Source organism: Streptomyces flavovariabilis (genome assembly GCF_000725785.1).
GTDB classification, from domain to species: domain Bacteria; phylum Actinomycetota; class Actinomycetes; order Streptomycetales; family Streptomycetaceae; genus Streptomyces; species Streptomyces hawaiiensis.
In genome coordinates this window covers 103,575-129,530 of the sequence record NZ_JNXD01000014.1, presented here as the reverse complement: position 1 = coordinate 129,530, position 25,956 = coordinate 103,575, and the positions used below count along the sequence as shown (strand labels likewise).

The 25,956-nt window shown below is 71.4% G+C and carries 24 protein-coding genes; 22 read left to right on the top strand and 2 right to left on the bottom strand.

Going from position 1 to position 25,956, the window contains the following annotated elements; translation table 11 throughout:
* Window positions 1–2: 2 nt before the first annotated feature.
* The 7 genes from aroC (at window position 3) to nusB (ending at window position 6,331) form a co-directional block, all read left to right on the top strand.
* Window positions 3–1,187, top strand: coding sequence for a chorismate synthase (gene aroC, locus IO24_RS0124730; RefSeq protein WP_031138980.1), 1,185 nt, complete (start codon window positions 3–5; stop codon window positions 1,185–1,187).
* On the top strand, window positions 1,184–1,699 hold the full coding sequence (locus tag IO24_RS0124725) for a shikimate kinase (RefSeq protein WP_031138978.1): 516 nt from the start codon (window positions 1,184–1,186) through the stop codon (window positions 1,697–1,699). Before aroC ends, IO24_RS0124725 begins: the two co-directional genes overlap by 4 nt.
* The gene (gene aroB, locus IO24_RS0124720) at window positions 1,696–2,787 is read left to right on the top strand and encodes a 3-dehydroquinate synthase (RefSeq protein ID WP_031138976.1); all 1,092 of its coding nucleotides are present in this window, start codon (window positions 1,696–1,698) and stop codon (window positions 2,785–2,787) included. Before IO24_RS0124725 ends, aroB begins: the two co-directional genes overlap by 4 nt.
* 163 nt (window positions 2,788–2,950) lie before the next feature.
* Entirely contained in the window at window positions 2,951–3,814 is an 864-nt protein-coding gene (locus tag IO24_RS0124715; protein ID WP_078899373.1) for a Pro-rich N-terminal domain-containing protein, read from the top strand.
* A 347-nt stretch (window positions 3,815–4,161) separates the two neighbouring features.
* Window positions 4,162–5,274 (top strand): aminopeptidase P family protein, encoded by a 1,113-nt coding sequence (locus IO24_RS0124710; protein WP_031138972.1) that lies wholly within the window; start codon window positions 4,162–4,164, stop codon window positions 5,272–5,274.
* A 53-nt stretch (window positions 5,275–5,327) separates the two neighbouring features.
* Complete coding sequence (gene efp / locus IO24_RS0124705; RefSeq protein ID WP_031138970.1) at window positions 5,328–5,894, top strand: elongation factor P; 567 nt, start codon at window positions 5,328–5,330, stop codon at window positions 5,892–5,894.
* Between the two features lie 2 nt (window positions 5,895–5,896).
* Window positions 5,897–6,331: a transcription antitermination factor NusB gene (gene nusB, locus IO24_RS0124700; RefSeq protein WP_031138968.1), complete on the top strand. Its 435-nt coding sequence runs from the start codon at window positions 5,897–5,899 to the stop codon at window positions 6,329–6,331.
* Window positions 6,332–6,513: 182 nt separating this feature from the next.
* On the opposite strand, the gene bldD is transcribed toward nusB, so the two are convergent.
* Window positions 6,514–7,017: a transcriptional regulator BldD gene (bldD, locus tag IO24_RS0124695; protein ID WP_018570201.1), complete on the bottom strand. Its 504-nt coding sequence runs from the start codon at window positions 7,015–7,017 to the stop codon at window positions 6,514–6,516.
* A 266-nt stretch (window positions 7,018–7,283) separates the two neighbouring features.
* Here bldD and pyrR point away from each other — a divergent pair, with 266 nt between their 5' ends.
* The 14 genes from pyrR to IO24_RS0124625 all read left to right on the top strand — a co-directional run bounded on the left by pyrR (window position 7,284) and on the right by IO24_RS0124625 (window position 23,861).
* The gene (pyrR, locus tag IO24_RS0124690) at window positions 7,284–7,850 is read left to right on the top strand and encodes a bifunctional pyr operon transcriptional regulator/uracil phosphoribosyltransferase PyrR (protein WP_031138963.1); all 567 of its coding nucleotides are present in this window, start codon (window positions 7,284–7,286) and stop codon (window positions 7,848–7,850) included.
* A gap of 100 nt (window positions 7,851–7,950) precedes the next feature.
* Window positions 7,951–8,928 (top strand): aspartate carbamoyltransferase catalytic subunit, encoded by a 978-nt coding sequence (locus IO24_RS0124685; protein WP_031138961.1) that lies wholly within the window; start codon window positions 7,951–7,953, stop codon window positions 8,926–8,928.
* Window positions 8,929–8,933: 5 nt separating this feature from the next.
* On the top strand, window positions 8,934–10,220 hold the full coding sequence (locus IO24_RS0124680; protein ID WP_031138958.1) for a dihydroorotase: 1,287 nt from the start codon (window positions 8,934–8,936) through the stop codon (window positions 10,218–10,220).
* The gene (locus IO24_RS0124675; protein ID WP_031138957.1) at window positions 10,217–10,786 is read left to right on the top strand and encodes a PH-like domain-containing protein; all 570 of its coding nucleotides are present in this window, start codon (window positions 10,217–10,219) and stop codon (window positions 10,784–10,786) included. Before IO24_RS0124680 ends, IO24_RS0124675 begins: the two co-directional genes overlap by 4 nt.
* Entirely contained in the window at window positions 10,783–11,925 is a 1,143-nt protein-coding gene (gene carA / locus IO24_RS0124670) for a glutamine-hydrolyzing carbamoyl-phosphate synthase small subunit (protein ID WP_031138956.1), read from the top strand. The genes IO24_RS0124675 and carA overlap by 4 nt, the downstream gene beginning before the upstream one ends.
* Complete coding sequence (gene carB, locus IO24_RS0124665; RefSeq protein ID WP_031138955.1) at window positions 11,918–15,226, top strand: carbamoyl-phosphate synthase large subunit; 3,309 nt, start codon at window positions 11,918–11,920, stop codon at window positions 15,224–15,226. Before carA ends, carB begins: the two co-directional genes overlap by 8 nt.
* Before the next feature lie 71 nt (window positions 15,227–15,297).
* On the top strand, window positions 15,298–16,404 hold the full coding sequence (locus tag IO24_RS0124660) for a quinone-dependent dihydroorotate dehydrogenase (protein ID WP_031138952.1): 1,107 nt from the start codon (window positions 15,298–15,300) through the stop codon (window positions 16,402–16,404).
* Window positions 16,401–17,246 carry an orotidine-5'-phosphate decarboxylase gene (gene pyrF / locus IO24_RS0124655; RefSeq protein WP_031138950.1) on the top strand — a complete coding sequence of 282 codons (846 nt, stop codon included), beginning with the start codon at window positions 16,401–16,403 and terminating at the stop codon, window positions 17,244–17,246. Before IO24_RS0124660 ends, pyrF begins: the two co-directional genes overlap by 4 nt.
* A gap of 277 nt (window positions 17,247–17,523) precedes the next feature.
* On the top strand, window positions 17,524–17,847 hold the full coding sequence (locus IO24_RS0124650) for an integration host factor (protein ID WP_003977346.1): 324 nt from the start codon (window positions 17,524–17,526) through the stop codon (window positions 17,845–17,847).
* A 58-nt stretch (window positions 17,848–17,905) separates the two neighbouring features.
* Window positions 17,906–18,499: a guanylate kinase gene (gmk, locus tag IO24_RS0124645; RefSeq protein ID WP_031138943.1), complete on the top strand. Its 594-nt coding sequence runs from the start codon at window positions 17,906–17,908 to the stop codon at window positions 18,497–18,499.
* Window positions 18,500–18,567: 68 nt separating this feature from the next.
* Entirely contained in the window at window positions 18,568–18,840 is a 273-nt protein-coding gene (gene rpoZ / locus IO24_RS0124640) for a DNA-directed RNA polymerase subunit omega (RefSeq protein ID WP_003988945.1), read from the top strand.
* A 114-nt stretch (window positions 18,841–18,954) separates the two neighbouring features.
* Window positions 18,955–20,157 carry a bifunctional phosphopantothenoylcysteine decarboxylase/phosphopantothenate--cysteine ligase CoaBC gene (gene coaBC, locus IO24_RS0124635; protein ID WP_031138940.1) on the top strand — a complete coding sequence of 401 codons (1,203 nt, stop codon included), beginning with the start codon at window positions 18,955–18,957 and terminating at the stop codon, window positions 20,155–20,157.
* A gap of 237 nt (window positions 20,158–20,394) precedes the next feature.
* Window positions 20,395–21,603 (top strand): methionine adenosyltransferase, encoded by a 1,209-nt coding sequence (gene metK / locus IO24_RS0124630; protein WP_031138938.1) that lies wholly within the window; start codon window positions 20,395–20,397, stop codon window positions 21,601–21,603.
* Window positions 21,604–21,707: 104 nt separating this feature from the next.
* Window positions 21,708–23,861: a primosomal protein N' gene (locus IO24_RS0124625; protein WP_031138936.1), complete on the top strand. Its 2,154-nt coding sequence runs from the start codon at window positions 21,708–21,710 to the stop codon at window positions 23,859–23,861.
* 276 nt (window positions 23,862–24,137) lie between these two features.
* Here the strand turns inward: IO24_RS0124625 and IO24_RS0124620 are convergent, their stop codons facing one another.
* Window positions 24,138–24,689 (bottom strand): hypothetical protein, encoded by a 552-nt coding sequence (locus tag IO24_RS0124620; RefSeq protein ID WP_031138934.1) that lies wholly within the window; start codon window positions 24,687–24,689, stop codon window positions 24,138–24,140.
* A gap of 315 nt (window positions 24,690–25,004) precedes the next feature.
* Here IO24_RS0124620 and fmt point away from each other — a divergent pair, with 315 nt between their 5' ends.
* Window positions 25,005–25,937, top strand: a complete 933-nt coding sequence (fmt, locus tag IO24_RS0124615; RefSeq protein ID WP_031138932.1) for a methionyl-tRNA formyltransferase — start codon at window positions 25,005–25,007, stop codon at window positions 25,935–25,937.
* Window positions 25,938–25,956: the final 19 nt, after the last annotated feature.

Below are 25,956 nucleotides of genomic sequence, written 5' to 3'. Positions count from 1 at the left end.
CGTTGAGCAGGTTGCGCTGGCTGACCGCGGGGGAGTCCCACGGTCCCGCACTCGTCGCGACGCTGGAGGGCCTTCCCGCCGGCGTGCCGATCACCACGGACATGGTGGCGGACCATCTCGCGAGGCGGCGCCTGGGCTATGGACGCGGTGCCCGGATGAAGTTCGAGCGGGACGAGGTCACCTTCCTCGGCGGCGTCCGGCACGGCCTCACCCTCGGTTCCCCGGTCGCGATCATGGTGGGCAACACCGAGTGGCCGAAGTGGGAGCAGGTCATGGCCGCCGACCCGGTCGACCCGGAGATCCTCGCCGGGCTCGCCCGCAACGCCCCGCTGACCCGCCCGCGCCCCGGCCACGCCGACCTCGCCGGCATGCAGAAGTACGGCTTCGACGAGGCCCGGCCGATCCTGGAGCGCGCCTCCGCGCGTGAGACCGCCGCCCGCGTCGCGCTGGGCGCGGTGGCCCGGTCGTACCTCAAGGAGACGACCGGCGTCGAGATCGTCAGCCACGTCGTGGAACTGGCCGCGGCGAAGGCGCCCAAGGGCGTGTACCCGACGCCGGCCGACGTCGAGAAGCTGGACGCGGACCCCGTGCGCTGCCTGGACGCCGACGCGTCGAAGGCGATGGTCGCCGAGATCGACCAGGCCCACAAGGACGGCGACACCCTCGGCGGCGTGGTCGAGATCCTGGCCTACGGCGTGCCCGTCGGCCTGGGTTCGCACGTGCACTGGGACCGCAAGCTGGACGCCCGGCTCGCCGGCGCGCTCATGGGCATCCAGGCGATCAAGGGCGTCGAGATCGGTGACGGTTTCGACCTGGCGCGGGTGCCCGGCTCCAAGGCACACGACGAGATTGTGAAGACCGACGACGGTATCCGCCGCACCTCCGGCCGCTCCGGCGGCACCGAGGGCGGCCTGACCACCGGTGAGCTGCTGCGGGTCCGCGCCGCGATGAAGCCGATCGCGACCGTGCCGCGGGCCCTGCAGACCGTGGACGTCACCACCGGCGAGGCGACGCAGGCCCACCACCAGCGCTCCGACGTGTCCGCGGTTCCGGCCGCCGGGATCGTCGCCGAGGCCATGGTGGCCCTGGTGCTCGCGGACGCGGTGGCGGAGAAGTTCGGCGGCGACTCGGTGGCCGAGACCCGCCGCAACGTGACGTCGTACCTCGACAACCTCACCATCCGATGAGCGGCCCGCTGGTCGTCCTGGTCGGGCCGATGGGCGTGGGCAAGTCCACCGTCGGCCAGCTGCTGGCCGAGCGGCTCGGTGTCTCCTACCGGGACACCGACGACGACATCGTCGCCGAGCAGGGCAGGACCATCGCCGAGATCTTCGTCGACGAGGGCGAGGCCGCCTTCCGGGCGATCGAGAAGGCGGCCGTGCGCCGGGCGCTCGTCGAGCACGACGGCGTCCTGGCCCTGGGCGGCGGGGCGATCCTCGACGCCGACACGCGCGCGCTGCTCGCCGGGCAGCGGGTGGCGTACCTGTCGATGGACGTCGAGGAGGCGGTCAAGCGCACCGGCCTCAACGCGGCCCGGCCCCTGCTCGCGGTCAACCCGCGCAAGCAGTGGCGCGAGCTGATGGAGGCCCGCCGCCACCTGTACGAGGAGACCGCCACAGCCGTGGTCGCCACCGACGGCCGTACCCCCGAAGAGGTCACCGAGGCCGCCCTGGATGCACTGGAGTTGAAGGAAGCATGAGCGAGGCAGTGACGCGGATCCAGGTCGCCGGCACCGCGGGGACCGACCCGTACGAGGTCCTGGTGGGCCGGCGGTTGCTGGGCGAACTCGGCGGGCTGATCGGCGGCAAGGCCCAGCGGATCGCGATCCTCCACCCCGAGGCGCTGGCCGAGACCGGTGACGCCCTGCGCGCAGACCTGGCCGGGCAGGGCTACGAGGCGGTCGCCATCCAGGTGCCCAACGCGGAGGAGGCCAAGACCGCCGAGGTCGCCGCCTACTGCTGGAAGGCGCTGGGCCAGTCCGGCTTCACGCGCACGGACGTCATCGTCGGCGTCGGCGGCGGGGCGACCACGGACCTCGCCGGGTTCGTGGCCGCCACCTGGCTGCGCGGGGTGCGCTGGATCGCCATCCCGACCACCGTGCTCGCCATGGTCGACGCGGCCGTCGGCGGCAAGACCGGCATCAACACCGCCGAGGGCAAGAACCTCGTCGGTGCCTTCCACCCGCCCGCCGGTGTGCTCTGCGACCTGGCCGCGCTGGACTCGCTGCCGGTCAACGACTACGTCTCCGGACTGGCGGAGGTCATCAAGGCCGGCTTCATCGCCGACCCCGTGATCCTGGACCTCATCGAGTCCGACCCCGAGGCCGCCCGAACCCCGGCCGGCCCGCACACCGCCGAGCTCATCGAGCGCTCCATCCGGGTGAAGGCCGACGTCGTGTCGTCGGACCTGAAGGAGTCGGGCCTGCGCGAGATCCTCAACTACGGCCACACCCTCGGCCACGCCATCGAGAAGAACGAGCGCTACAAGTGGCGCCACGGCGCGGCGGTCTCGGTGGGCATGCACTTCGCCGCCGAACTGGGCCGTCTGGCGGGCCGGCTGGACGACGCGACGGCCGATCGCCACCGCACGATCCTCGAAGCGGTCGGACTGCCCCTGCACTACCGGCACGACCAGTGGCCCAAGCTGCTGGAGACCATGAAGGTCGACAAGAAGTCCCGCGGCAACCTGCTGCGCTTCATCGTCCTCGACGGTCTGGCCAAGCCCACCGTCCTGGAAGGACCCGACCCGGCCGTGCTGCTCGCCGCGTACGGCGAAGTGGGCCAGTAAGTCCTCCGGCGCGCCTTCCGCCCGAATTCGCCTTGCGGGACGGGCACTTCGGACCGCCCCCGGCCGTTCACACATCGACGACCGGGGGCGGTACCGTTCGGTAGCAGCGGGTTCCGCCCCCGCTGTCAGCGCCCATCGCCTGTACGAGACGGAGTGGCACCGGATGCAGCACGCAGTGGGTTCTCCGCTGCCGCCGCCCCATCAGCCGGGGCACGGACCGGCCACCGGCTGGTCGCCGGCCGCACATCACCCGGTTCCGCCGAACGCGGGCGCGCACCCGGGCTCCGCGCCCGTGCCCCCGCCGCCCCCGGCACCGGGATATCCGGCGCCCCCGCCCGGACCGGCCGCGGCCCCGCCCCCGGCTTCCGCCCCGCCGGCGCCGGAGACCACCGGCCATGTGCCGCTGCCGCCCGGCGGCCCGGTCGCCATGCCGATGGCCCCGCCCGCCGCGACGGCTCCCGATCCCGCCGGTACGACGCTCGCGGTGCTGCTCATCGGTCCCGCCGGTGCGGGCAAGACCAGCGTCGCCAAGTACTGGGCGGACCACCGCCGGGTCCCCACGGCCCACATCAGCCTCGACGACGTACGCGAGTGGGTCCGCTCCGGCTTCGCCGACCCCCAGTCCGGGTGGAACGACCACTCCGAAGCCCAGTACCGCCTGGCCCGCCGCACCTGCGGCTTCGCCGCACGGAACTTCCTGGCCAACGGCATCTCGTGCATCCTCGACGACGCGGTCTTCCCCGACCGCCCGGTCGTAGGCCTCGGCGGCTGGAAGCGCCACGTGGGTCCCGGCCTGCTGCCGGTCGTCCTTCTCCCCGGGCTGGACATCGTCCTCGAACGCAACGCGGAGCGCTCGGGGAACCGGCGGCTGTCGGACGAGGAGGTCGCCCGCATCCACGGCCGTATGGCCGGGTGGTACGGGTCCGGCCTGCCGATCATCGACAACTCGCAGCTGGACGTGCCGGAGACGGCGCGAATCCTGGACGAGGTACTGGCCAGGTCGATAGCGAGCCCACCACAGTGGTAGCAGCCAGACGCCGCTGCTGAGGCCGGACGGGCCCGCCACTCGGCGAAACGGGGCACCGGTGCCTCCCTCAACGGCACGCATACCGCAGCGGTGCGCCTGCGGCGTCAAGCGGGACGCTCCCGCACCCGCGTACGGCGAGAAGGGGCCGTGTCGGGGGGTGTCCGCCCGCAGCTGGTTGGCGCGTCAACGGACAGTCAGTCGGCACGCGACCCCATCGCGCCGTTCCGAGGACGGACACCCCCCGGCACGGCCCCGGCCCACCACCCGGCGTGAGGGCGCAGGCACCCGCACCCCCACTCGGCCTCTCCCGAACGGCGCCGAACCCGCGGAGCTCATACGCTCGGTTCATGTCAGAGGTGTACGCGGCCCGCCGGACGCGTCTGAGGGAATACTGCAACGCGGGCGGCAGCGCGGCGGCGCTGGTCTCCCGCCCCGCCAACGTGCGCTATCTCGCGGGCGCCGCCCCGCCCGGCGCCGTTCTGCTGCTGGGCAGGACCGAGGAGCGGGACCTCCTGGTCTGTGCCGGACCGACGGCCGACCGCCCCACGCAGGAGCGCCCCGACGAGGCCCTGCCTGTACAGACCCTGCCCGGGGTCGGCGGCGACCCGGCCGTCGCGGCCGCCGGCATTGCCGCCGGCCAGGGCGCCGACTCCCTAGCCGTGGAGGAGCACCACCTCACCGTGACCCGGCACCGGGCCCTCGGCTCGGTCGCCCCCCGGCTGCGCCTGGCCGGCCTCGGCAGCGCAGTCGAGCAGCTCAGGGTCGTCAAGGACGAGGAGGAGATCTCCTGCCTCCGCATCGGCGCCGAGATCGCCGACCAGGCCCTCGGCGAGTTGCTGGAGTCGATCCTCGTCGGCCGCACCGAACGCCATCTCGCCCTGGAACTCGAAAGACGCCTCGTGGACCACGGGGCGGACGGGCCGGCCTTCCCGACGTCCGTGGCCACCGGGCCGAACGCCGGCCGCCCCGGCCACCGGCCCACCGACCGCCGCGTCGAGGAGGGCGACTTCCTCTCCGTCTGCCTAGGCGCGACGTACCGGGGCTACCGCTGCGAGATCGGCCGCACCTTCGTCATCGGCACCGCTCCCGCGGACTGGCAGATCGAGTTGTACGACCTCGTCTTCGCAGCCCAGCGGGCCGGACGTGAGAGCCTGGTACCCGGCGCCGCCTGCCGGGACGTCGACCGCGCCGCCCGCCAGGTCCTGGACTCCGCGGGGTACACGGAGGGCCTTACGGTCCTGACCGGACACGGCGTGGGGCTCGAAATCGACGAGGACCCTCAATTGAGTCCCGCGGCCATGGGTAAACTGGACGCTTGCGTGCCGGTCACCGTCGAACCGGGAGTTCACCTCCCGGGCCGGGGCGGTGTCCGGATCGATGACACGCTCGTCGTCCGCCCCGAGGCGGACGGCGGACCCGAGCTACTCACCATCACGACCAAGGAGCTGCTCGCCCTGTAGGTAGGCAGGTGCGTGCCCCGGGGTCGTACGTCAGTCCAGGAGATTCCGCAACCGTGGCTTCCACGAACGACCTCAAGAACGGCATGGTGCTCAAGCTCGAAGGCGGCCAGCTCTGGTCCGTCGTCGAGTTCCAGCACGTCAAGCCCGGCAAGGGCCCGGCCTTCGTGCGCACCAAGCTCAAGAACGTGCTCTCCGGCAAGGTCGTCGACAAGACCTTCAACGCCGGCGTCAAGGTCGAAACGGCCACCGTCGACAAGCGCGACATGCAGTTCTCCTACATGGACGGCGAGTACTTCGTCTTCATGGACATGGAGACCTACGACCAGCTGCACGTCGACCGCAAGGCCGTCGGCGACGCCGCGAACTTCCTGATCGAGGGCTTCACCGCCACCGTCGCGCAGCACGAGGGCGAGGTGCTCTTCGTCGAGCTGCCCGCCGCCGTCGAGCTCGTCATCCAGGAGACCGAGCCGGGTGTCCAGGGCGACCGCTCCACGGGCGGCACCAAGCCCGCCATCCTGGAGACCGGTCACCAGATCAACGTGCCCCTCTTCATCACCACCGGTGAGAAGATCAAGGTCGACACCCGCACCAGCGACTACCTCGGCCGGGTGAACAGCTAACCGTGGCTGCCCGCAACACGGCCCGTAAGCGCGCCTTCCAGATCCTCTTCGAGGGGGACCAGCGCGGCGCCGAAGTGCTGACCGTCCTCGCGGACTGGGTCCGGCTCTCCCGGGCGGACACCCGGCAGCCGCCGGTCAGCGAGTACACGATGGAGCTGGTCGAGGGCTACGCGGAGCACGCGAAGCGCATCGACGAGCTGATCGCGCAGTACTCCGTCGGCTGGACCCTCGACCGGATGCCCGTCGTCGACCGCAACATCCTGCGGCTCGGCGCCTACGAGCTGATCTGGGTCGATGCGACGCCGGACGCCGTCGTCCTCGACGAGATGGTGCAGCTGGCGAAGGAGTTCTCCACGGACGAGTCGCCCTCGTTCGTGAACGGCCTGCTCGGCCGGCTGAAGGAACTCAAGCCCTCGCTCCGCCGCGACGAGGTCTGAGACAGACCACATGCCTCAGGGCCCGCAGCGTCACCGCTGCGGGCCCTGAGGCGTTCCGGTACGTCCCAGAGCCTCGGCTGCGGCCGGGCTCCGTCAGAGGCGCACAACGCCGCCGGGGTGGCCGAGAACCATACGGTTCCGGCCACCCCGGCGGCACGTTTCTGCTGGACCCGCTGAGCCGGTCAGGCCTCCTCGTGGGACGCCACCGCGCGACGCGCATCCGCGTCCAGGACACCCCAGCTGATCAGCTGCTCCGTGAGGACGGAGGGGGACTGGTCGTAGATGACGGCGAGTGTGCGCAGGTCGTCCTGGCGGATCGAGAGCACCTTGCCGTTGTAGTCACCACGCTGCGACTGGATCGTGGCCGCGTACCGCTGAAGAGGGCCGGCCTTCTCGGCCGGCACCGTGGCCAGCCGCTCCAGGTCCAGGACCAGCTTCGGCGGCGGCTCGGCGGCGCCGCCCGGGGTGGTACCCGGAAGCAGCTCCTGCACCGGAACGCCGTAGAAATCCGCCAGCTCGGCAAGGCGCTGTACGGTCACGGCACGGTCGCCGCGCTCGTACGAACCGACCACGACCGCCTTCCAGCGTCCCTGGGACTTCTCCTCGACACCGTGGAGGGAAAGGCCCTGCTGGGTGCGGATCGCCCGGAGCTTGGCCCCGAGCTGTTTGGCGTATTCGCTGGACATATAGCTCCCCGGCACTGTGTCGACGCGTCTGGCGTGGCTGCCAGCCCGCGCGGCTGGTAACTCACTGTGAGGTTACGCAGCGTTACTCTGCCGCGTCAAGCCGAATGGTCCGCACCGACTCTTCCGTGGTATCGGCGTTCCGTTAGGCCGAGTGGGTGATCCGAGGGGGCCGTTCGAGCGACGTCGGGCACCTGCTACCGTGTATGGCGCAATCCCGACGTCCTTTAAGGTCCGTCCCGTGAGGCGGAGAAGGAGGTCCGTTTCATATGGACACGCACGACAGGCAGTCCGATGCCCGGCCCGTTCTCGAAGGGCCCGACATCGCGCGGGTACTGACCCGCATCGCCCACGAGATCGTCGAACGCGCCAAGGGCGCCGACGACGTGGTTCTCCTCGGCATTCCGACCCGGGGCGTCTTCCTCGCCCGGCGGATCGCGGACAAGCTTGAGCAGATCACCGAGCGCAAGGTTCCGTGCGGCTCGCTCGACATCACCATGTACCGCGACGACCTGCGCATGCACCCGCCGCGTGCGCTGGCCCGCACCGAGATCCCCGCCGACGGTCTCGACGGCAAGCTCGTCGTCCTCGTCGACGACGTGCTCTTCTCCGGCCGCACCATCCGCGCCGCCCTCGACGCCCTGAACGACATCGGGCGCCCGCGCGCGGTCCAGCTCGCCGTCCTCGTCGACCGCGGACACCGCGAACTGCCCATCCGCGCCGACTACGTCGGCAAGAACCTCCCCACGTCGTTGCGGGAAACGGTGAAGGTCCAGCTCGCCGAGGAGGACGGTCGCGACACCGTGCTGCTCGGTGCCAAGCCGGCCCCCCAGTAGCGCTCCAGGCGTACGCCGCTGTCGTACGCCCGCGCAGTGGGCCCTCGCGCGCCCGTCTGCCCCAAATCTCCCGAATGAACTGCCTTACGGAGCCTGACAGATGCAGCGTCATCTCATCTCGGCCGCCGACCTCACCCGCGACGACGCCGTCCTGATCCTCGACACCGCCGAGGAGATGGCCCGGGTCGCCGACCGGCCGATCAAGAAGCTGCCGACCCTGCGCGGCCGCACGATCGTCAACCTGTTCTTCGAGGACTCCACCCGGACCCGGATCTCCTTCGAGGCCGCCGAGAAGCGGCTGTCCGCGGACGTCATCAACTTCTCCGCCAAGGGCTCGAGCGTCTCCAAGGGCGAGTCCCTGAAGGACACCGCCCAGACCCTGGAGGCCATGGGCGTCGACGCCGTCGTCATCCGGCACGGCGCCTCCGGAGCCCCGTACCGGCTGGCGAACTCGGGCTGGATCGACGCGGTCGTCGTCAACGCCGGCGACGGCACCCACCAGCACCCCACCCAGGCCCTGCTCGACGCCTTCACCATGCGCCGCCGCCTGATCGGCCCGGACGCCGGACTCGGCCAGGACCTCGAAGGCAAGCGCATCACGCTCGTCGGCGACGTCCTGCACAGCCGGGTCGCCCGCTCCAACGTCGACCTGCTGCACACCCTCGGCGCCGAGGTCACCCTCGTCGCCCCGCCGACCCTGCTGCCGGTCGGCATCGAGACCTGGCCCTGCGAGGTGTCCTACGACCTCGACAGCACGCTGCCCAAGTCCGACGCCGTGATGATGCTGCGCGTGCAGCGCGAGCGCATGAACGCCGCGTTCTTCCCGACCGAGCGCGAGTACTCCCGGCGCTACGGCCTCGACGGCGACCGCATGGCGCGGATGCCCGAGCACGCCATCGTGATGCACCCCGGCCCGATGGTCCGCGGCATGGAGATCACCGCCGAGGTGGCCGACTCGGACCGCTGCACCGTCGTCGAGCAGGTGGCGAACGGAGTCTCCATCCGGATGGCCGTCCTGTACCTGCTGCTCGGTGGCAACGAGCCCGCCGTCACCCACCCCCGTACCGAGGAGAAGTAAGACAGATGAGCAAGATCCTGATCCGTGGTGCGAAGGTGCTCGGCGGCGAGCCGCAGGACGTGCTGATCGACGGCGGGACCATCGCCGAGGTGGGCAGCGGGCTGTCCGCCGAGGGCGCCGAGGTCGTCGAGGCCGAGGGCAAGGTGCTGCTGCCGGGCCTGGTCGACCTGCACACCCATCTGCGCGAGCCCGGCCGCGAGGACTCCGAGACCGTCCTCACCGGCACGCGCGCCGCCGCCTCCGGCGGTTACACCACCGTGTTCGCCATGGCCAACACCTTCCCGGTGGCCGACACCGCCGGTGTCGTCGAGCAGGTCTGGCGGCTCGGCAAGGAGCACGGCTACTGCGACGTCCAGCCGATCGGCGCCGTCACCGTCGGCCTGGAGGGCAGGAAGCTCGCCGAACTGGGCGCCATGCACGAGTCGGCCGCCGGCGTCACCGTCTTCTCCGACGACGGCAAGTGCGTCCACGACGCCGTGATCATGCGCCGTGCCCTGGAGTACGTGAAGGCCTTCGGCGGCGTCGTCGCGCAGCACGCGCAGGAGCCGCGGCTGACCGAGGGCGCCGAGATGAACGAGGGCATCGTCTCCGCCGAACTGGGGCTCGGGGGCTGGCCCGCGGTGGCCGAAGAATCGATCATCGCCCGGGACGTCCTGCTCGCCGACCACGTAGGCTCCCGCGTCCACATCTGCCATCTGTCGACCGCCGGGTCCGTCGAGATCGTCCGCTGGGCCAAGTCCCGCGGCATCGCCGTCACCGCCGAGGTCACCCCGCACCACCTGCTCCTCACCGACGAACTGGTCCGGACGTACAACCCCGTCTACAAGGTCAACCCGCCGCTGCGCACCGAGCGCGACGTGATGGCCCTGCGCGAGGCGCTCGCCGACGGCACCATCGACATCGTCGCCACCGACCACGCCCCGCACCCGCACGAGGACAAGGACTGCGAGTGGGCCGCGGCCGCCATGGGCATGGTCGGCCTGGAGACCGCGCTGTCAGTGGTGCAGGAGACCATGGTCGACACGGGTCTGCTGGACTGGGCCGGCGTCGCCGACCGGATGTCCGTCAAGCCCGCGCAGATCGGACAGGCCACAGGCCACGGCCGTCCCGTCTCGGCAGGTGAGCCCGCCAACCTCACCCTCGTCGACACGGCATACCGTGGGCTCGTGGAACCCGCGGGCTTCGCCTCGCGCAGCCGCAACACCCCCTACGAGGGCCGTGAGCTGCCGGGCCGTGTGACGCACACGTGGCTGCGGGGCAAGGCCACGCTCGTCGACGGGAAGCTCACGTGACACCTGTACTCCTACTGGCCGCCGAGAAGGAATCGGCGCAAGTGACCGACTGGGCCGCCCGCATCGGCTGGGTCGTCGGTCTCGCCCTGTTCGTCGCGCTCGTCTACTGGCTGATGCGCGAGGGCTGGAAGTGGCGCGGCACCCTCCAGGGCGACCTGCCCGAGCTGCCCGTCACGCCGGACGACCCGGGAGCCGCGAAGCTCACCCTGAGCGGCCGCTACCACGGCTCCACCACGGCCGGGCAGTGGCTCGACCGCATCGTCGCGCACGGCCTGGGCACCCGCAGCCGGGCCGAGCTGACCCTGACGGACGCCGGACTCGACGTCGTACGCCCCGGGGCGAGCGACTTCTTCGTCCCGGCGGCGGCGCTGCGCGAGGCCCGGCTCGACAAGGGCATCGCCGGCAAGGTGCTCACCGAGGGCGGCCTGCTCGTCGTCACCTGGTCGCACGGCGACCGGCTGATCGACTCCGGGTTCCGTTCCGGCCACGCGGCCGAGCACAACGAGTGGGTCGAAGCCATCAACTCCATGATCGAAAAGAACACCAGGGAAGGCGCCGAACGATGACCACCTCCACCAGGGGAGCCACCAAAACTCCCGCCGTACTCGTCCTGGAGGACGGCCGGATCTTCCGCGGCCGTGCCTACGGGGCCGTGGGGGAGACCTTCGGCGAAGCGGTGTTCTCCACCGGCATGACCGGCTACCAGGAGACCCTCACCGACCCCTCGTACCACCGCCAGGTCGTGGTGATGACAGCCCCGCACGTCGGCAACACCGGCGTGAACGACGAGGACATGGAGTCCAAGAAGATCTGGGTCTCCGGCTACGTCGTGCGCGACCCCGCGCGCGTGCCGTCCAGCTGGCGCTCCCGGCGCACGCTGGACGAGGAGCTGGACGCCCAGGGCGTCGTCGGCATCAGCGGCATCGACACCCGGGCCCTCACCCGCCACCTGCGCGAGCGCGGCGCCATGCGCGTCGGCATCTTCAGCGGTGACACGATCCAGGACGACGCCGCACTGCTGGCCCGCGTCCAGGAAGCCCCGCAGATGAAGGGCGCCAACCTCTCCGCCGAGGTCGCCACCACCGAGCCGTACGTCGTCCCGGCCCTCGGCGAGAAGAAGTTCACCGTCGCCGCCGTCGACCTCGGCATCAAGGGCATGACCCCGCACCGCATGGCCGAGCGCGGCATCGAGGTGCACGTGCTCCCGGCGACCGCGACCGTCGAGGACGTGTACGCGGTCAACCCGGACGGCGTGTTCTTCTCCAACGGCCCGGGCGACCCGGCCACCGCCGACCACCCCGTCTCCGTGATGCGGGGCGTCCTGGAGCGCGGCACGCCGCTGTTCGGCATCTGCTTCGGCAACCAGATCCTGGGCCGCGCGCTCGGCTTCGGCACCTTCAAGCTGAAGTACGGCCACCGCGGCATCAACCAGCCGGTGCAGGACCGGACGACCGGCAAGGTCGAGGTCACCGCACACAACCACGGCTTCGCCGTCGACGCCCCGCTCGACCGGGTCTCCGAGACCCCGTTCGGCCGCGCCGAGGTGTCCCACGTCTGCCTGAACGACAACGTGGTGGAGGGGCTCCAGCTCCTCGACCGCCCCGCCTTCAGCGTCCAGTACCACCCCGAAGCGGCAGCCGGCCCGCACGACGCCGCCTACCTGTTCGACCGCTTCGTTTCCCTGATGGAGGGCCAGCGTGCCTAAGCGCACCGATATCCAGTCCGTCCTGGTCATCGGCTCCGGCCCGATCGTCATCGGCCAGGCCGCCGAGTTCGACTACTCCGGCACCCAGGCGTGCCGCGTCCTCAAGGCCGAGGGCCTGCGGGTCGTCCTGGTGAACTCCAACCCTGCGACGATCATGACCGACCCGGAGATCGCCGACGCCACCTACGTCGAGCCGATCACCCCCGAGTTCGTCGAGAAGATCATCGCCAAGGAGCGGCCCGACGCGCTGCTGCCCACCCTGGGCGGCCAGACGGCCCTCAACACCGCGATCTCGCTGCACGAGGCGGGCACGCTGGACAAGTACGGTGTCGAGCTGATCGGCGCCAACGTCGAGGCCATCAACAAGGGCGAGGACCGCGACCTCTTCAAGGAGGTCGTCGAGGCCGTACGTCAGAAGATCGGCCACGGCGAGTCCGCCCGCTCGGTGATCTGCCACTCCATGGAGGACGTCCTCGCCGGCGTCGAGACGCTCGGCGGCTACCCGGTCGTCGTCCGCCCCTCCTTCACCATGGGCGGCGCCGGCTCCGGCTTCGCCCACGACGAGGAGGAGCTGCGCCGCATCGCCGGGCAGGGCCTCACGCTCTCCCCGACCACCGAGGTGCTCCTGGAGGAGTCCATCCTCGGCTGGAAGGAGTACGAGCTCGAGCTGATGCGCGACAAGCACGACAACGTCGTGGTCGTCTGCTCCATCGAGAACTTCGACCCCATGGGCGTCCACACCGGCGACTCGATCACCGTCGCGCCCGCGATGACGCTCACGGACCGCGAGTACCAGACCCTGCGCGACGTCGGCATCGCCGTCATCCGCGAGGTCGGCGTCGACACCGGCGGCTGCAACATCCAGTTCGCGGTGAATCCCGAGGACGGTCGCGTGATCGTCATCGAGATGAACCCGCGCGTGTCCCGCTCCTCGGCGCTCGCCTCCAAGGCGACCGGCTTCCCGATCGCCAAGATCGCCGCCAAGCTCGCCGTCGGCTACACGCTTGACGAGATCCCGAACGACATCACGCAGGAGACCCCGGCCTCCTTCGAGCCGACGCTCGACTACGTGGTCGTGAAGGCCCCGCGGTTCGCCTTCGAGAAGTTCCCGAGCGCGGACTCCACCCTCACCACCACCATGAAGTCGGTCGGCGAGGCCATGGCCATCGGCCGCAACTTCACCGAGGCCTTCCAGAAGGCCCTGCGCTCGCTGGAGAAGAAGGGCAGCCAGTTCACCTTCGTCGGCGAGCCCGGCGACAAGGGCGAGCTGCTGCGCGAGGCGGTGCGCCCCACCGACGGCCGTATCAACACCGTCATGCAGGCCATCCGCGCCGGCGCCACGCCCGAGGAGGTCTTCGAGTACACGAAGATCGACCCCTGGTTCGTCGACCAGCTCTTCCTGATCAAGGAGATCGCCGACGAACTGGCCGAGGCGCCCGAGCTGACCCCCGGCCTGCTCGCCGAGGCCAAGCGGCACGGCTTCTCCGACACGCAGATCGGCGAGATCCGCGGCCTGCGCGAGGACGTCGTCCGCGAGGTCCGGCACGCGCTGGGCATCCGCCCGGTCTACAAGACGGTCGACACCTGCGCCGCCGAGTTCGCCGCGAAGACGCCGTACTTCTACTCCTCCTACGACGAGGAGACGGAGGTCGCCTCCCGCGAGAAGCCGGCCGTCATCATCCTGGGCTCCGGCCCGAACCGCATCGGCCAGGGCATCGAGTTCGACTACTCCTGCGTCCACGCCTCCTTCGCGCTGAGCGACGCGGGCTACGAGACCGTGATGGTCAACTGCAACCCGGAGACCGTCTCCACGGACTACGACACCTCCGACCGCCTGTACTTCGAGCCGCTGACGCTCGAGGACGTGCTGGAGATCGTGCACGCCGAGCGGCAGGCCGGACCGGTCGCCGGCGTCATCGTCCAGCTCGGCGGCCAGACCCCGCTGGGCCTGTCGCAGGCGCTGAAGGACAACGGCGTGCCGATCGTCGGCACCTCCCCGGAGGCCATCCACGCCGCCGAGGACCGGGGCGCCTTCGGCCGCGTCCTCGCCGAGGCGGGCCTTCCGGCTCCCAAGCACGGCACCGCCACCACCTTCGCCGAGGCCAAGGCCATCGCCGACGAGATCGGCTACCCGGTCCTGGTGCGTCCCTCGTACGTCCTGGGCGGGCGCGGCATGGAGATCGTCTACGACGAGACCCGGCTGGGTTCCTACATCGCGGAGTCGACCGAGATCAGCCCCTCGCGGCCGGTCCTGGTCGACCGGTTCCTCGACGACGCGATCGAGATCGACGTCGACGCCCTCTACGACGGCGAGGAGCTCTACCTCGGCGGCGTCATGGAGCACATCGAGGAGGCCGGCATCCACTCCGGCGACTCGGCGTGCGCCCTGCCCCCGATCACTCTCGGCGGCTTCGACATCAAGCGCCTGCGCGCCTCCACGGAGGGCATCGCCAAGGGCGTCGGGGTGCGCGGACTGATCAACATCCAGTTCGCGCTCGCCGGCGACATCCTCTACGTCCTGGAGGCCAACCCGCGCGCCTCGCGGACCGTCCCCTTCACCTCGAAGGCGACGGCGGTGCCGCTCGCGAAGGCCGCCGCCCGGATCTCGCTGGGCGCGACCATCGCCGAGCTGCGCGCCGAGGGCCTGCTCCCGGCGACGGGCGACGGCGGCGAGCTGCCGTTCGACGCGCCGATCTCCGTGAAGGAAGCCGTCATGCCGTGGTCGCGCTTCCGCGACATCCACGGCCGCGGCGTGGACACGGTCCTCGGCCCGGAGATGCGCTCCACCGGCGAGGTCATGGGCATCGACTCCGTCTTCGGCACGGCGTACGCCAAGTCGCAGGCCGGCGCCTACGGCCCGCTGCCGACCAAGGGCCGGGCGTTCATCTCGGTCGCCAACCGCGACAAGCGCTCGATGATCTTCCCGGCCCGCGAGCTGGTCGCGCACGGCTTCGAGCTGATGGCCACCTCCGGCACGGCCGAGGTGCTCAAGCGCAACGGCATCAACGCCACGATCGTGCGCAAGCAGTCCGAGGGCACCGGCCCGAACGGCGAGAAGACCATCGTCCAGCTCATCCACGACGGTGAGGTCGACCTCATCGTCAACACCCCGTACGGCACCGGTGGCCGCCTCGACGGCTACGACATCCGTACGGCGGCCGTGGCGCGCTCCGTGCCCTGCCTGACGACGGTCCAGGCCCTCGCGGCGGCGGTCCAGGGCATCGACGCCCTCAACCGCGGCGAGGTGAGCGTCCGATCGCTCCAGGAACACGCGGAACACCTGACCGCGGCCCGCGACTAGCAGCCCCGAGGGGGACACCGGAAACGGTGTCCCCCTCTTCGTGAGGACGCCACGTCTTCGTGAGGACACCCATGTACAAGATCTTCTTCCGTCTCGTCTTCAAGCGGCTGGATCCGGAGCAGGCCCACCACCTCGCCTTCCGCTGGATCCGCCTGGCCGCACGCGTGCCCGTGCTGCGCACCTTCCTGGCGGCCGCCCTCGCGCCCCGCCACAAGGAGCTGCGCACCGAGGCCCTCGGGCTGCGCATGCACGGCCCCTTCGGGCTCGCCGCGGGCTTCGACAAGAACGCCGTCGGCATCGACGGCATGGCCATGCTCGGCTTCGACCACGTCGAGATCGGCACGGTGACCGGCGAGCCCCAGCCGGGCAACCCCAAGCAGCGGCTGTTCCGCCTGGTCGAGGACCGGGCGCTGATCAACCGCATGGGCTTCAACAACGACGGCTCCCTCCGCGTCGCCGCCCGCCTGGCCTCCCGTACGCCCGTGTTCAAGCCGGTCGTCGGCGTCAACATCGGCAAGACCAAGGTCGTACCCGAGGAGGAGGCCGTCGCGGACTACGTGAAATCCGCCGAGCGGCTCGCGCCCTACGCCGACTACCTGGTGGTCAACGTCTCCTCCCCGAACACACCCGGTCTGCGCAACCTCCAGGCCACCGAGGCGCTCCGTCCGCTGCTGAGCGCCGTCCGGGAGGCCGCCGACCGCGCGGTGTCCGCGCGGCGCGTCCCGCTCCTGGTCAAGATCGCGCCGGACCTCGCCGACGAGGACGTCGACGCCGTCGCCGACCTCGCCGTGGAGCTCGGCCTGGACGGGATCATCGCGACGAACACCACCATCGCGCGCGAGGGACTCGGCCTGAAGTCCGGCCCCGGTCTGGTCAAGGAGACCGGCGGCCTGTCCGGGGCGCCCCTGAAGGAGCGCTCCCTGGAGGTCCTGAGGCGCCTCTACGCGCGCGTGGGCCACCGGATCACCCTGGTGGGCGTCGGCGGCATCGAGAACGCCGAGGACGCCTGGCAGCGCATCCTGGCCGGTGCCACGCTGGTCCAGGGCTACAGCGCCTTCATCTACGAAGGGCCGTTCTACGCTCGCGACCTCCACAAGGGGCTCGCCGCACGCCTGGCCACGAGCCCCTACGCCACGCTCGCCGACGCGGTGGGCGCCGATGTGAGGAAGACGGCATGAGTGGTCTCGAGCCCTTCGGCGCGCGCCTGCGCCGGGCGATGGACGAGCGCGGCCCGCTGTGCGTGGGCATCGACCCGCACGCCTCCCTGCTCGCCGAGTGGGGCCTGAACGACGACGTGGCGGGCCTGGAGCGGTTCAGCCGCACGGTCGTCGAGGCGGTGGCCGACCGGGTCGCCGTGCTCAAGCCGCAGAGCGCGTTCTTCGAGCGGTTCGGCTCGCGCGGGCTGGCCGTCCTGGAGACCTGCGTGGCCGAGGCGCGGGAGGCGGGCGCGCTGGTCGTGATGGACGCCAAGCGCGGCGACATCGGCTCCACCATGGCCGCCTACGCCGAGTCCTTCCTGCACAAGGACGCCCCGCTGTTCTCCGACGCCCTGACGGTCTCGCCGTACCTCGGCTACGGCTCGCTCAGCCCGGCCGTCGCACTGGCCCGGGAGAGCGGCGCGGGCCTGTTCGTGCTGGCGCTGACCTCCAATCCGGAGGGCGGCGAGGTCCAGCACGCCGTGCGGTCCGACGGCCGGAACGTCGGAGCGACGATGCTCGCGCATCTGGCCGCCGAGAACACGGGGGAGGAGCCGCTGGGGTCCTTCGGCGCGGTCGTCGGCGCCACCCTCGGTGATCTGTCGACGTACGACCTGGACATCAACGGCCCGCTCCTCGCGCCCGGCATCGGCGCCCAGGGGGCCACGCCGGCCGATCTTCCCGGGGTCTTCGGGCCGGCGGTGCGCAACGTCGTGCCGAACGTCAGCCGGGGAGTGCTACGCCACGGTCCCGACACGGTCGCTCTGCGTGACGCCGCGGAACGCTTCGCGGAGGAGATCCGTCACACAGTGACGGCCTCGTGAGGCGGTCCAGACCTTGTCGCGAGACCTCCGATGAGTGGTCCGCGACCCGCTTGAGTCTGAATACATCCTCAAATCCGGGGCAGTATGTCCTAAATGTCCGTTCAGATGAAGGCTGACCAGGACTTTTCCGCTGTTCTCGCTGACTCTGGCGGACTTGCCCGCTAGTCTCCGACGAGAGTGAACGGGCAAGCGTGTTGCTCGTAGCTCCCCAGGTGTGGGGCGACTAGGTTCCTCACCGGTCCGTATCCGACAGTTCGACATCCGAGGTGACGTAGGCGTGGCTCTTCCGCCCCTTACCCCTGAACAGCGCGCAGCCGCGCTCGAAAAGGCCGCCGCGGCTCGCCGGGAGCGGGCCGAGGTCAAGAATCGACTCAAGCACTCCGGCGCCTCCCTTCACGAGGTCATCAAGCAGGGCCAGGAGAACGACGTCATCGGCAAGATGAAGGTCTCCGCCCTCCTCGAGTCGCTGCCCGGCGTGGGCAAGGTCCGCGCCAAGCAGATCATGGAGCGACTCGGTATCTCCGAGAGCCGCCGTGTGCGTGGTCTCGGTTCCAACCAGATCGCTTCCCTGGAGCGTGAGTTCGGCAGCACCGGCTCCTGAACCGGGCTCTCCGGGGAAGCGAGTCCCGGGCACTCCGGGATTGCTGGATAATCGCTGCATGGCTGCAACACCCCGGGGGACGACCCCCGTACCCCCGGACGTACGTCCGCGGCTGACCGTGCTCTCCGGCCCCTCAGGGGTCGGCAAGAGCACGGTCGTCGCCCATATGCGCAAGGAACACCCCGAGGTCTGGCTCTCCGTGTCGGCGACGACCCGCAAGCCCCGCCCCGGCGAGCAGCACGGAGTCCACTACTTCTTCGTCTCAGACGACGAGATGGACAAGCTGATCGCCAACGGGGAACTGCTGGAGTGGGCCGAGTTCGCCGGCAACCGTTACGGCACGCCGCGTGCGGCCGTGCAGGAGCGCCTGGAGAACGGCGAGCCCGTGCTCCTGGAGATCGACCTGCAGGGCGCTCGCCTGGTCCGGGAGTCGATGCCCGAGGCCCAGCTGGTGTTCCTGGCTCCTCCCTCCTGGGAGGAGCTCGTGCGCAGACTCACCGGGCGGGGCACCGAACCGCCCGAGGTGATCGAGCGCCGGCTCGGGGCGGCGAAGATCGAACTCGCTGCCGAGCCGGAGTTCGACACCACCCTGGTCAACACCTCCGTCGAGGACGTAGCACGCGAGCTGCTAGCCTTGATGGACGTCGTGTGACCATCGCTGATCGTTCCGGTCTGCTGATCACCCCGACAAATTCTTTCCCATCCATCGGAAGGTAGAGCGTGTCCTCTTCCATCTCCGCGCCCGAGGGCATCATCAACCCGCCGATCGACGAGCTCCTCGAGGCCACCGACTCGAAGTACAGCCTCGTGATCTACGCGGCCAAGCGTGCCCGCCAGATCAACGCGTACTACTCGCAGCTCGGCGAGGGTCTCCTCGAGTACGTCGGTCCGCTCGTCGACACCCACGTCCACGAGAAGCCGCTCTCGATCGCCCTCCGCGAGATCAACGCGGGGCTCCTGACGTCCGAGGCCGTCGAGGGCCCGGCGCAGTAAGTAGGATTTACAGCTTGACGCTGACTCATCCACAGGCCCGGCAGGCCGACTGCCGGGCCTGTGGTGTGTCATGGAGTCGTACGGTGTGCCGGTTGCCGAGGTCCGGGGAGAGACGTGGACAAGCCGAAGGTCGTTCTGGGGGTCAGCGGAGGCATCGCCGCGTACAAGGCCTGTGAGCTGCTGCGGCGGCTGACGGAGTCAGGCCACGACGTGCGCGTGGTGCCCACCGCCTCCGCGCTGCACTTCGTCGGCGCCGCCACCTGGTCCGCGCTCTCCGGCAACCCGGTCTCCACCGAGGTCTGGGACGACGTGCACGAGGTCCCGCACGTCCGCATCGGGCAGCACGCGGACCTGGTCGTCGTCGCCCCGGCCACCGCCGACATGCTCGCCAAGGCGGCCCACGGCCTCGCCGACGACCTCCTCACCAACACGCTGCTCACCGCCCGCTGCCCGGTCGTCTTCGCCCCCGCCATGCACACGGAGATGTGGGAGCACCCGGCCACCTGGGAGAACGTGGCGACGCTGCGCCGCCGCGGCGCTCTGGTCATCGAGCCGGCCGTGGGCCGCCTCACCGGCGTCGACACCGGCAAGGGCCGGCTGCCCGACCCGGGCGAGATCTTCGAGGTCTGCCGCCGCGTGCTGGCCCGGGGCGTGAGGGAACCGGACCTCGTGGGCCGGCATGTCGTCGTGAGTGCCGGTGGCACCCGCGAACCCCTGGACCCCGTCCGGTTCCTCGGCAACCGCTCCTCCGGCAAGCAGGGCTACGCCCTCGCCCGCACCGCCGCCGCCCGCGGCGCCCGGGTCACGCTGATCGCGGCCAACAGCACCCTGACCGCCCCGGCGGGGGTCGACGTCGTACCGGTCGGCACCGCCGTGCAACTGCGTGAGGCGGTGCTGCGGGCCGCCCCTGAGGCCGACGCCGTGGTGATGGCGGCCGCGGTGGCGGACTTCCGCCCGGCGGCGTACGCGGCAGGGAAGATCAAGAAGAAGGACGGCCAGGAACCGGAGCCGATCACCCTGGTGCGGAATCCGGACATCCTCGCCGAGATCTCCGCGGACCGTGCCCGCGCCGGACAGGTGATCGTCGGCTTCGCCGCGGAGACGGACGACGTTCTCGCCAACGGTCGCGCCAAGCTCAAGCGAAAGGGCTGCGATCTGCTGGTGGTGAACGAGGTGGGGGAGCGCAAGACCTTCGGATCCGAGGAGAACGAGGCGGTCGTGCTCGGCGCCGACGGCAGCGAGACCGCGGTGGCGCACGGGCCCAAGGAAGCCCTGGCCGAAACCGTATGGGACCTGGTGGTCGAGCGCCTCCGCTGATGTCGCAGTCGCCGCGTACCCCCTCGAAAGCGGGCGGATCGGGCCGTGGCGCCTCTGGCCAACGCCGCTCGGCATTGGGCAGAATGCCCGTGCCGCAGGTCACAGCACTCCCGAGTGGCGAGACAGGGGGGCCGTGGCCGAAGCGTGACCCGTAAACTGTTCCACGGACGGCGCCGGGTGCAGCCCCCGCCGTCCGCCACTGATCAGCCAGCAGCCGCTGCAACCCCAGGGAGCGTTGTGTCCCGTCGTCTGTTCACCTCGGAGTCTGTCACCGAGGGTCACCCCGACAAGATCGCTGACCAGATCAGCGACACCATTCTCGACGCGCTCCTGCGCGAGGACCCGTCCTCCCGGGTCGCCGTCGAGACCCTGATCACGACCGGCCTGGTGCACGTGGCCGGCGAGGTCACGACCAAGACGTACGCGGACATCGCGACGCTGGTCCGGAACAAGATCCTCGAGATCGGCTACGACTCCTCCAAGAAGGGCTTCGACGGCGCCTCCTGCGGCGTGTCGGTGTCGATCGGCGCGCAGTCCCCGGACATCGCCCAGGGCGTGGACACGGCGTACGAGACCCGGGTCGAGGGCGACGACGACGAGCTCGACAAGCAGGGTGCGGGTGACCAGGGCCTGATGTTCGGCTATGCGACGGACGAGACGCCGACGCTGATGCCGCTGCCGATCTTCCTGGCGCACCGCCTGTCGAAGCGTCTGTCCGACGTGCGCAAGAACGGCACGATCCCCTACCTGCGCCCGGACGGCAAGACGCAGGTCACCATCGAGTACGACGGTGACAAGGCGGTCCGTCTGGACACGGTCGTCGTCTCCTCCCAGCACGCCTCCGACATCGACCTGGACTCGCTCCTGGCTCCGGACATCAAGGAGTTCGTCGTCGAGCCGGAGCTGAAGGCGCTGCTGGACGAGGGCATCAAGCTCGACACGGAGAACTACCGTCTCCTGGTCAACCCGACCGGCCGTTTCGAGATCGGCGGCCCGATGGGCGACGCCGGCCTGACCGGCCGCAAGATCATCATCGACACCTACGGCGGCATGGCCCGTCACGGCGGCGGCGCCTTCTCCGGCAAGGACCCGTCCAAGGTCGACCGTTCCGCGGCGTACGCGATGCGCTGGGTCGCGAAGAACGTCGTGGCCGCGGGTCTCGCCACGCGCTGCGAGGTCCAGGTCGCGTACGCGATCGGCAAGGCCGAGCCGGTCGGCCTGTTCGTCGAGACCTTCGGCACCGCCAAGATCGACACGGAGAAGATCGAGAAGGCGATCGACGAGGTCTTCGACCTCCGTCCGGCCGCCATCATCCGCGACCTCGACCTGCTCCGCCCGATCTACTCCCAGACCGCGGCGTACGGCCACTTCGGCCGCGAGCTGCCCGAGTTCACCTGGGAGCGGACGGACCGCGTGGACGCGCTGCGCAAGGCTGCGGGGCTGTAAGTCCCGCGATCGTGAGCCCGGCCCCTCAGGGGCCGGGCTTTGCCGTGTCCCGGGCGCCTCCCGGGCGGCGCCGGTTGTCAGTGGTGTTTGGTAAGAATGCAAGCGTGAGCAGCGAGAACGAACAGACGGGCGACGGGGCCGAGGGTGCGCCGCCCGAGCAGCTCGCGCTCATCCGGGACAGTGTGCGCAAGGCGAAGACGCCCCGGGCCAAACCCCGGACCTGGCGGGGGGCCGCGCTCGCCGAGGAGCTGCCCGTCGCCCGCGTCCTCGTCGACAAGGGCGTCCTGCATCTCGACCGGTACTTCGACTACGCCGTGCCCGAGGAGCTGGACGCGGACGCCCAGCCGGGTGTGCGGGTGCGGGTGCGCTTCGGGGCCGGGCGGCATCGCGTGCGGGAAGGACGGCGCGAGGGGGGCGGGCTGATCGACGGGTTCCTCGTCCAGCGGCTGGCCGAGTCCGACTACTCCGGGCCGCTGGCCGCCCTCGCCCAGGTCGTGTCGCCCGAGCAGGTGCTGAGCGAGGAGCTGCTGGGTCTGGCCCGGGCGGTCGCCGACCGGTACGCGGGCAGCCTCGCCGACGTCCTGCAGCTCGCCGTACCGCCGCGCAACGCACGAGCCGAGCAGCGGCGCTCACCCGAGCCGCTGCCACCGCCCCCCGCTCCCGAGGCGGGATCCTGGCAGCGGTACGAGCGGGGAGCGGCCTTCCTGGAGTCGCTGGCCTCCGGCGGAGCGCCCCGGGCCGTGTGGAACGCGCTGCCCGGGCCGCTGTGGAGCGAGGAGCTGGCCCGGGCCGTCGCCGCGACGCTGGCCTCCGGGCGCGGGGCGCTCGCCGTCCTGCCCGACGGACGCGCGGTCGCCCGGGTCGACGCCGCCCTGACCTCCCTGCTGGGGGAGGGACGGCATGCGGTGCTCACCGCCGACGCGGGCCCCGAGAAGCGGTACGCGCAGTGGCTCGCGGTGCGGCGCGGTTCCGTACGGGCTGTGATCGGGACCCGGGCCGCGATGTTCGCGCCGGTCCAGGACCTCGGCCTGGTCGCCCTCTGGGACGACGGCGACGACAGCCACAGCGAGCAGCACGCCCCGCAGCCCCACGCCCGCGAGGTGCTCCTGCTGCGGGCCGCCCAGGACAAGTGCGGCTTCCTGCTGGGGAGCTGGGGCTGCACGGTGGAGGCCGCGCAGCTCGTCGAAAGCGGCTGGGCACGGCCGCTCGTCGCCGGCCGGGACCAGGTGCGGGCGGCCGCTCCGCTCGTCCGGACCGTCGGGGACCAAGACCTCGCCCGGGACGAGGCCGCCCGGGCCGCCCGGCTGCCGACTCTGGCCTGGCAGGCCGTCAGGGACGGCCTGCGGCACGGACCGGTGCTGGTGCAGGTGCCCCGCAGGGGGTACGTGCCGCGCATGGCGTGTGCCGCCTGCCGGGCGCCTGCGCGGTGCCGGCACTGCTCCGGGCCGCTGGAGGCGCCGGACGGCGGTGTCCTGAACTGCGGGTGGTGCGGACGCGAGGAGAGCGGCTGGCACTGCCCGGAGTGCGGTTCCTTCCGGCTGCGCGCCTCGGTCGTCGGGGCGCGGCGGACCGCGGAGGAACTCGGCCGGGCCTTCCCCGCCGTACCGGTACGCACCTCGGGGCGGGAACACGTGCTCGACACGGTGCCGGGGGCGCCCGCGCTGGTCGTGAGCACGCCGGGAGCAGAGCCCGTCGCCGAGGGCGGGTACGCGGCGGCGCTGCTGCTGGACGGGTGGGCCATGCTCGGGCGGCCCGATCTGCGGGCCGGGGAGGACGCGTTGCGGCGGTGGATCGCGGCCGCGTCCCTCGTCAGGCCGCAGTCGGACGGCGGCACGGTGGTGGTCGTGGCCGAGCCGACCCTGCGGCCCGTGCAGGCACTCGTCCGGTGGGACCCCGTCGGTCACGCGGTGCGGGAACTCGCCGAGCGGGCCGAGCTGGGGTTTCCGCCGGTGTCGCGGATGGCGGCCGTGTCGGGCCCGGCGGAGGCGGTGGCCGGCTTTCTCCGCACGGCCGAGCTGCCGCCGGAGGCCGAGGTGCTGGGGCCGGTGCCGTTGCCCGTCCTCGCCGCCGGGCGCCCGCGACGGGCGGGGGCGCCGCCGCCCGGGGAGCAGTGGGAGCGGGCGTTGGTGCGTGTGCCGCCGGGGAGGGGGGCAGCGCTGGCCGCCGCGCTCAAGGCGGCGCAGGCCGCGCGGATGGCCCGGGGGAGCGGAAGCGGCCCCGGTGTGTGGGTGCGGGTCGATCCGGCCGACATCGGGTGATCCGTGGTCGGCGGGGAGCGATCGGCGGTCGGGTGGGAGCGGGTCGGCGGGAGCGATCCGTGACCGGGTGGGAGCGGCACGTCGGGTGATCCGTGTCGGCGGGAGCGGGGCGTCGGGTGATCCGTGGCCGGCGGGGAGCGATCCGGCGGCCGGATGGGAGCGGGCCGGCGGGAGTGAGCCGTGGCCGGCTGTGGCGGCGCTGGTTGACGCTGGGCGTCGTCCGGATACGAGGCCGCCCTCCCGGAGGTGTTCCAGGAGGGCGGATGCGAGCGTGCGTCAGCCGTTGCGCGGACCCGGGAAAGCCGTGGGCCTCGCCTCGTCGCGGAGCGCAGGACTGCCGGCCGTCGGCTGCGTGGGCATGGAGCGGGCCGCGGGGACCGTCGGCACCGTGGGCAGGCCGGTGGTCACATTGACCGAGCGGCCGCCGGTCGGAGTCGGCTCCGGCGTGCGCTCGGGCTCGGGCGCCGCCGACGGGGTCGTGGCCCGTCGGGCGCCGTAACGGCGGTGGACCGCCTGCTTGGTGACTCCGAGCGCGGAGCCCACCGCGTCCCACGAGAAGCCGAGTGAGCGGTCGAAGTCCACGGCCGCCGTGACCAGGGTCTCGACGCTGTCCCGCAGCTCCTGGGCGAGACGTACCGTCGGGGCGGGGGCGCGTCCGTAGACGACGAAGCCCGTGGAGGAGCCGGAGCGGCGCGGGCGGTAGACGTTGCCCAACTGGGCGGTGAGTGTGCGCAATGCGTCCACCTGCCGGCGGACCCGCTCGATGTCCCGCACCAGCAAGTGCAGGCTGGCCCGAGCCTGGGCGTCGTGGGTTGCGTGGTCGGCCATGAACAAGCCTCTCGAACCGGCGTTGAAAGGAATGGGCCGCGATCGCGGCCCGTTGTGGTCAACTCTGTCTTGACCAACGCGGATTCGCTCCGCGGGTCACGGTGTGGGGGCGCGGGGGAATATGCGTGCGCCCGTTTGCGCGGGGTGTGCGCCTCGGCCTTCGGCTTTCGTCTCCGGCATGCGCACCACCCGTGACTCCCCGTCGAGTGGCCCGGCTCTCCCGTGGGGCGGGCACCGTCGGCGGCTTTCCGTTTCCGGCTCATAGACTTGGGCGCTGCCCGTCATCGACCCCGTCCGAGAGGCCCCCACCACCCCATGAAGCTCGTCTTCGCCGGTACACCCGAGGTCGCCGTTCCCGCTCTGGACGCTCTGCTCGCCTCCGGGCGCCACGAGGTGGCCGCCGTCGTCACCCGGCCCGACGCGCCGGCCGGGCGTGGACGCAGGCTCGTCGCGTCGCCCGTCGCCGACCGGGCGGAGGAGGCGGGGATCGAGGTGCTGAAGCCCGCGAAGCCGAAGGACCCCGAGTTCCTGGAGCGGCTGCGGGAGATCGGGCCGGACTGCTGCCCCGTCGTCGCCTACGGGGCGCTGCTGCCCCGGGTCGCGCTCGACATCCCCGCGCACGGGTGGGTCAATCTGCACTTCTCCCTGCTGCCGGCCTGGCGTGGAGCCGCGCCCGTGCAGCACGCCATCATGGCCGGCGACGAGATCACCGGGGCGTCGACCTTCCTGATCGAGGAGGGGCTCGACTCCGGGCCGGTGTACGGCACGGTGACCGAGGAGATCAGGGCCACCGACACCAGCGGGGACCTGCTGACACGGCTGGCGTTCGCAGGTGCGGGGCTGCTCGCGGCGACCATGGACGGCATCGAGGACGGCACGCTGAAGGCCGTACCGCAGCCGGCCGACGGCATCAGCCTCGCCCCGAAGGTCAACGTCGGGGACGCGCACCTCGACTGGAGCGCGCCCGCCCTGCGCGTCGACCGGATGGTGCGGGGCTGTACCCCGGCTCCCGGCGCCTGGACCACCTTCCGCGGGGAGAGGCTCAAGCTCATCCAGGTCACCCCCGTGCCGGACCGGACGGATCTCGCGCCGGGGCAGATCTCCGCCGGGAAGAACAACGTGTACGTCGGCACCGGCTCGTACGCCGTCGAGCTGGTCTGGGTGCAGGCCCAGGGCAAGAAGCCGATGCGGGCGGCGGACTGGGCACGCGGGGTGCGGATCGCCGAGGGCGAGCGGCTCGAGGGCTGACACAGCGACACGTCCGGGG

Excerpts from the sequence above, each read along its gene's own strand:
- IO24_RS0124725 (WP_031138978.1), top strand. The coding sequence starts at position 1,184 with ATGAGCGGCCCGCTGGTCGTCCTGGTCGGGCCGATGGGCGTGGGCAAG.
- aroB (WP_031138976.1), top strand. The coding sequence starts at position 1,696 with ATGAGCGAGGCAGTGACGCGGATCCAGGTCGCCGGCACCGCGGGGACC.
- IO24_RS0124715 (WP_078899373.1), top strand. The coding sequence starts at position 2,951 with ATGCAGCACGCAGTGGGTTCTCCGCTGCCGCCGCCCCATCAGCCGGGG.
- IO24_RS0124710 (WP_031138972.1), top strand. The coding sequence starts at position 4,162 with ATGTCAGAGGTGTACGCGGCCCGCCGGACGCGTCTGAGGGAATACTGC.
- bldD (WP_018570201.1), bottom strand. The coding sequence starts at position 7,017 with ATGTCCAGCGAATACGCCAAACAGCTCGGGGCCAAGCTCCGGGCGATC.
- pyrR (WP_031138963.1), top strand. The coding sequence starts at position 7,284 with ATGGACACGCACGACAGGCAGTCCGATGCCCGGCCCGTTCTCGAAGGG.
- IO24_RS0124685 (WP_031138961.1), top strand. The coding sequence starts at position 7,951 with ATGCAGCGTCATCTCATCTCGGCCGCCGACCTCACCCGCGACGACGCC.
- IO24_RS0124680 (WP_031138958.1), top strand. The coding sequence starts at position 8,934 with ATGAGCAAGATCCTGATCCGTGGTGCGAAGGTGCTCGGCGGCGAGCCG.
- carA (WP_031138956.1), top strand. The coding sequence starts at position 10,783 with ATGACCACCTCCACCAGGGGAGCCACCAAAACTCCCGCCGTACTCGTC.
- IO24_RS0124660 (WP_031138952.1), top strand. The coding sequence starts at position 15,298 with ATGTACAAGATCTTCTTCCGTCTCGTCTTCAAGCGGCTGGATCCGGAG.
- pyrF (WP_031138950.1), top strand. The coding sequence starts at position 16,401 with ATGAGTGGTCTCGAGCCCTTCGGCGCGCGCCTGCGCCGGGCGATGGAC.
- gmk (WP_031138943.1), top strand. The coding sequence starts at position 17,906 with ATGGCTGCAACACCCCGGGGGACGACCCCCGTACCCCCGGACGTACGT.
- IO24_RS0124620 (WP_031138934.1), bottom strand. The coding sequence starts at position 24,689 with ATGGCCGACCACGCAACCCACGACGCCCAGGCTCGGGCCAGCCTGCAC.
- fmt (WP_031138932.1), top strand. The coding sequence starts at position 25,005 with ATGAAGCTCGTCTTCGCCGGTACACCCGAGGTCGCCGTTCCCGCTCTG.